Genomic DNA, 4,901 nt, shown 5'->3' with positions numbered 1-4,901 from the left:
GCGGCCGGGGCGGGGCGGTCGGCGCCCGGCGGCCGGGGCGGGGCGGGGCCGGTCGGGCGGACGGGACGAACGGTTCAGCGTGCCGCGCGCTCCGGCTCCGGCTCGGGCGCGGGACCGGACGCCGACGCGTCACCGTCGGGGGCGACGGCCTCGAGCGCCGTGGCGCGGCGGTGCTCGCGGACCGACCAGGCGACGGCGCCGGCCCAGACGACCGCGACCGCGCCGAGCACGACGCCCTGGACGGCGCCGCTCGCGTCGACCCAGTCCGAGCGCAGCAGCGTGCGGACGTTCGTCAGGACGATGACGCCGCCCACCGCGGACCCGAGGACGCGCGGGGGCAGGTGGCGGACGAGCCACGCCGCGAGCGGCGCGGCGACCAGGCCGCCGGCGAGGAGCGCGAGGACCCACCGCGGGTCGATGCCCTGGGACCCGAGCCCGACGAGGAAGCCCAGGGAGGCGGCGAGCGCGACGAGGAACTCGCTGGTGTCGATGGAGCCGATGACCTTGCGCGGCTCGATGCGCCCGGAGGCGAGCAGGGCGGGCGTGCCGACCGGACCCCAGCCGCCGCCGCCCGTCGCGTCGACGAAGCCGGCGACGAGGCCGAGCGGTGCGAGGAAGCGGCGGCGCAGCGGGAGCCCGAGGCGGCCCGTGGGCAGCCCGGCCACCGTGAACCGGGTCAGCACGTAGACGCCGAGCGCGAGGAGCAGCAGGGACATGACCGGTGCGGCGACCTCGGTCGACAGGGCCGAGAGGAACGTCGCGCCGGCGAACGCGCCGACCGCTCCGGGGATCCCGATGCGGAGCACGACCTTCCAGTCCACGTTGCCGAAGCGCCAGTGCGCCGCGCCGGACGCGAGCGTCGTGCCGATCTCGGCGAGGTGGACGGTCGCGGACGCCGCCGCGGGGTTCGTCCCGATCGCGAGCAGCAGGGTCGTCGACGTGACCCCGTAGGCCATGCCGAGGCTCCCGTCGACGAGCTGGGCGCCGAGGCCGACGAGGGCCAGCAGGAGAAGTGTCCGCACCGCACGCTCCCTGTCCGTGGGGCCGGGTCCGTCCCCGGCCGTGCCCGACAAGGTTGACCGAACTGGTCGGGTTTTTGTAGAGGGCGGCCACCTGGTGGTCGAGTGTTACCGGCCGCCGTCACACGGGGACGCGGCGGCTCACGGGTGCGAGGCGCTCACGGGTTCTCCCACGCGTCGGCGCGCGCGGCGAGCCGGCGGACCGCCGGGGGCAGGTCGCGCCGCACGACGTCCGCGACCGTCACGACGTCGAGCACGTCCCGCACGCTCGCGCGCAGCGCGACCCAGACGTCGAGCAGGCCCGCGGCCGCGCCGTCGTACGTCAGGCTCGGCGGGCGCTCGTCGCGCACCGTCACGAGCGGGCCGTCGACCGCGCGGAAGACGTCGGCGAGGGTGATCTCCTCGGCGGGACGCACCAGGCGGTAGCCGCCCGACCGGCCCCGCACGCTCGCGACGACGCCCGCACGGCGCAGGTCGCCGAGGATGCGCTCGAGGAAGCTCACCGGCAGCCCCTGGCCCGCCGCGAGGTCCTCCGCGCGCACCGGGTCGCCGTGGGGCGACGCCGCGAGCTCGGCGCACGCCCGCACCGCATAGTCCGCCTTCGCCGAGACCCGCACGGCCACATTCTGCCCCGCGGGCGGCCCTCGCCACGCGGCGGGTCGCGGCGACCGCGCCGTCAGCGGACGAAGAACGGGCCGTTCGACGGGTCGGCGAGCCACCCGAGCGCATGGCCGACGCGCTCGGTCGTCGACGGCGTGACGTCCTGCGGCAGCGCGTCGGGCGCGAACCACGCGACCGCGAGCGACTCGTCGTCGGCCACGTGCGCGGCCGCCGCCGCGGCGGGGGAGGCCGGCCGGCACAGGAACGCGAGGTCGAGGTACTGCGACAGGTCCCCGTTGGGGTACCGCACCGGGTCGGTGACCGTCACCGCGACGAGCGCGTCCACGACCACCTCGACGCCCGTCTCCTCGAGCACCTCGCGCGCGAGCCCCACCGCAGGGTCCTCGCCCGGCTCGAGGATCCCGCTGATCACCGACCACAGCCCGCTGTCGGCGCGCTGCCCGAGGAGCAGCCGCCCGTCGTCGTCCACGACGACGGCCGACACCCCCGGCATCCACAGCAGGTCGGTCCCGACGTGGGAGCGCAGGGCGGCGACGAACTCGGGGATCGGCATGCCCCGAGCCTAGGTGGTGGTGATTGCCGCCGTCTGCGAGAGCGTGGTGGCCGCTGTGCAGCCGGCTCGGGGCGGTGACGCCGGGCGAACGCGACCCGGTGACGGTGGGTGGGGGTGGTGGCGCCGGATCGTGGCGGGTCTGGCGGGAGCGGCGAGGGACGAGCCGCGGATGGTAGATCCGGCGCCACCACCCCCACCCACCACCCAGGGCGACCACGCCCGCCACGGGAACCGTTCATGGAACGAGACGGTCCGTCCGCGCCTCGGAGGGTGCGTGCTACTGTCACGGCGTGAGTTCTCAGTGGTATTGGCGCTTTACGCAGGCTCCCGGTGGGGCCGTGCGGGCGTTCGCCTGACCACAGACAACCACCCGGAGCCAGCACAGGGCCTGGGACGCGGACCGCGTCCGGGCCCTTCGTCGTATCGACGGGCCGTTCCGGGACCACGGGCGGCAGCAGGCCGGTGAGGGCTCCGTCGGACGACGGCCCCCCGAATCCCCGTCGCACGAACCAGGAGCCCCCCGTGACCAGCACGACCGCCCGAGCCGCGCAGGACCGGCCCGCGAACGCCCAGCCCGCGAACGACGGCCAGGATGCCGCTAGCGTCGATCCCGTGGACAGCCCGGAGCTGCAGGCGCGCACCAGCGACCTGCGCGTGCGCGCCCTCGACGCGCTGCCCGCGCCGCGCACGATGCTCGCCGACCTCCCGCTCGGCGCGCGTCGCAGCGACCTGGTGACGACGTCGCGCCGCGAGGTGCGCGACGTGCTCGCGGGCGACGACGACCGCCTGCTCGTGATCGTCGGTCCCTGCTCGGTGCACGACCCGCAGGCCGCGCTCGACTACGCGGAGCGCCTCGCCGGCGTCGCCCGCGAGCTGTCCGAGGACCTGCTCGTCGTCATGCGCGTGTACTTCGAGAAGCCGCGCACGACCGTCGGCTGGAAGGGTCTCATCAACGACCCGCACCTCGACGGCTCGCACGACGTGCACCACGGACTGCGGCTCGCTCGTGAGGTGCTGCTCGGCGTCCTCGACGCGGGGGTCCCGGCCGCGTGCGAGTTCCTCGAGCCGACGAGCCCCCAGTACATCGCCGACGCCGTCTCGTGGGGCGCGATCGGCGCGCGCAACGCGGAGTCGCAGGTGCACCGCCAGCTCGCGTCGGGCCTGTCGATGCCGGTGGGCTTCAAGAACGCGACGGACGGGGACGTGCAGATCGCGGTCGACGGGTGCATCACGGCGGCGAGCGAGCACACGTTCTTCGGCATGGACTCGCTCGGCCGCGCCGCGGCCGTCGAGACGGCGGGCAACCCCGACTGCCACGTCATCCTGCGCGGCGGGCGCTCGGGTCCCAACTACGGCACCGACGACGTCGCCGCGGCGCTCGCGGTCGCGCGGCGCTCGGGCGTCGGCGGGGTGGCGGAGCACGGGCTCGTCGTCGACGCGTCGCACGGGAACTCGGGCAAGGACCACCTGCGCCAGGCCGAGGTGGTGCGGGAGCTCGCCGCGCGCTCGCCGCCGGCGAGCAGGGCGTCACGGGCCTCATGATGGAGAGCTTCCTCGTCGCCGGGGCGCAGAAGCCGGCGCCGTCCGGGCTCACCTACGGGCAGTCGGTCACGGACGCGTGCATGGCGTGGGACACCACGGCCGACCTCCTGCACGAGCTCGCGGGCGCGTCCGGGAGCGTCGCGCGCGCTGAGCCTCGGGTGGCGGGACGGTCGATCCTGTGCTGGACCCATCCGACCTCGCGTCCGCGTCGAACCCCTGCTGTCCCGGACGGTCCGGGACGTACGGGTGGAGGGTGGCGCGACGGCCTGCGGGCGGGGCGCGCCGAGGGCGCGCGGTGCGTGCCCCGGCGCGTGCTGAGGCAGACTGTCCGGGTGCCTCCCTCCGTGACGACGAACGCGTCGGGCGCCGTCGACGCCGCGCTCGCGGCGTGCGCCGGCGGTGACCCCGACGCGTTCGCGCCCGTGTACGACGCGCTCGCGCCCGTCGCGTACGGCACCTGCCTCGGCGTCCTGCGTGATCCGGACCACGCGGCGGAGGTGATGCAGGAGGTGATGGTCGAGGTGTGGCAGACGGCGACGCGGTACGACGCGGCGCGCGGCTCGGCCCGGACGTGGGTCGCGACCCTCGCCCGCCGGCGCGCGGTCGACCGCGTGCGGGCGGAGCAGGCCCGCCGCGAACGCGACCAGCGCGACCTCGACACCGCGATGGCGACCGCCCCGCGGGACGTCGTCGCGGAGGACGTCGAGCGCATGCTCGACGGCGCCGCCGTGCGCCGGTGCCTCGGCTCGCTCACCGGCACGCAGCGCGAGGCCCTGGTCGAGGCGTACTACGGCGGCTACTCCTACCGCGAGGTCGCCGAGCGTCTCGGCGCCGCGCTGCCGACCGTGAAGTCCCGCATCCGCGACGGCCTGATCCGTTTGCGCGACTGCCTGGGGGTGGCCCGTGCCTGACGAGACCCTCGGCACCGGCGCGGACGCGCGCGGCGACGCGTGGGACCTGCTGCCGGCCTACGCCCTGGACGCCGTGGACGACCTCGAGCGGCGTGCGGTCGAGCGGCTTCTCGACGACGACCCGGACGCGCGCCGCGCGCTCGACGAGTACCGCGACGTCGTGGCGGCGTTCGCGGTGGAGCAGGCCCCGCCCGCCGCGGCGCGCGACGCCGTGCTGGCGCGCGTCGCGACGACGCCGCAGGTGGCTGCGCCGGG

General features: G+C 76.2%; 5 protein-coding genes and 1 pseudogene. 3 read left to right on the top strand and 3 right to left on the bottom strand.

Features of this window, described 5'->3' with window-relative positions; all coding sequences use genetic code 11:
• Nucleotides 1–74: 74 nt before the first annotated feature.
• The 3 genes from BJF88_RS16245 to BJF88_RS16235 all read right to left on the bottom strand — a co-directional run bounded on the left by BJF88_RS16245 (nt 75) and on the right by BJF88_RS16235 (nt 2,193).
• Entirely contained in the window at nt 75–1,022 is a 948-nt protein-coding gene (locus BJF88_RS16245) for a sulfite exporter TauE/SafE family protein (RefSeq protein ID WP_075829558.1), read from the bottom strand.
• 155 nt (nt 1,023–1,177) lie between these two features.
• Entirely contained in the window at nt 1,178–1,636 is a 459-nt protein-coding gene (locus tag BJF88_RS16240) for an Rrf2 family transcriptional regulator (RefSeq protein WP_075829560.1), read from the bottom strand.
• A gap of 59 nt (nt 1,637–1,695) precedes the next feature.
• Nucleotides 1,696–2,193, bottom strand: coding sequence for an NUDIX domain-containing protein (locus BJF88_RS16235; RefSeq protein ID WP_075829557.1), 498 nt, complete (start codon nt 2,191–2,193; stop codon nt 1,696–1,698).
• Between the two features lie 522 nt (nt 2,194–2,715).
• Here BJF88_RS16235 and BJF88_RS16230 point away from each other — a divergent pair.
• The 3 genes and pseudogenes from BJF88_RS16230 to BJF88_RS16220 all read left to right on the top strand — a co-directional run.
• Complete coding sequence (locus BJF88_RS16230; protein ID WP_187346242.1) at nt 2,716–3,735, top strand: 3-deoxy-7-phosphoheptulonate synthase; 1,020 nt, start codon at nt 2,716–2,718, stop codon at nt 3,733–3,735.
• Between the two features lie 344 nt (nt 3,736–4,079).
• Complete coding sequence (gene sigK / locus BJF88_RS20035) at nt 4,080–4,646, top strand: ECF RNA polymerase sigma factor SigK (RefSeq protein ID WP_255372111.1); 567 nt, start codon at nt 4,080–4,082, stop codon at nt 4,644–4,646.
• A pseudogene (locus tag BJF88_RS16220) lies at nt 4,639–4,901 on the top strand (hypothetical protein); the annotation flags it as partial. The gene sigK and the pseudogene BJF88_RS16220, both read left to right, overlap by 8 nt.

It is taken from the genome of Cellulosimicrobium sp. CUA-896, assembly GCF_001942335.1.
Taxonomy (GTDB): Bacteria; Actinomycetota; Actinomycetes; order Actinomycetales; family Cellulomonadaceae; genus Cellulosimicrobium.
This window is presented reverse-complemented; position numbering and strand designations above follow the sequence as displayed.